The 258-nt window shown below is 56.2% G+C and carries 1 protein-coding gene; it reads left to right on the top strand.

Annotated features, from left to right (window positions below; all coding sequences use genetic code 11):
• On the top strand, positions 1–258 hold a 258-nt coding region (locus FDX22_RS30980), incomplete at both ends, for a DegT/DnrJ/EryC1/StrS family aminotransferase (RefSeq protein WP_255432897.1).

Below are 258 nucleotides of genomic sequence, written 5' to 3'. Positions count from 1 at the left end.
GATATCAATGCTGCCATCGCCCTGGTACAGTTGAACAAGCTGGCTCGTCTGAACGCACGCCGTGCGCAAATTGCGCAGCAGTATCAACAGGCGCTGGCCGATACGCCGTTTCAACCGCTCACCCTGCCTCAGTGGTCACATGTGCACGCCTGGCATTTGTTCATCATTCGCGTGGATGAAGCCCGCTGCGGGCTGAGCAGAGATGCTCTGATGGAAGCACTAAAGGCCAGAAATATTGGCACAGGCCTGCATTTTCGC

Origin of the sequence: Citrobacter sp. TBCS-14 (genome assembly GCF_005280805.1) — a bacterium.
GTDB classification, from domain to species: domain Bacteria; phylum Pseudomonadota; class Gammaproteobacteria; order Enterobacterales; family Enterobacteriaceae; genus Citrobacter; species Citrobacter gillenii.
Note: the sequence above shows the minus strand (reverse complement) of the source record. Positions and strands in the feature narration are given on the sequence as shown.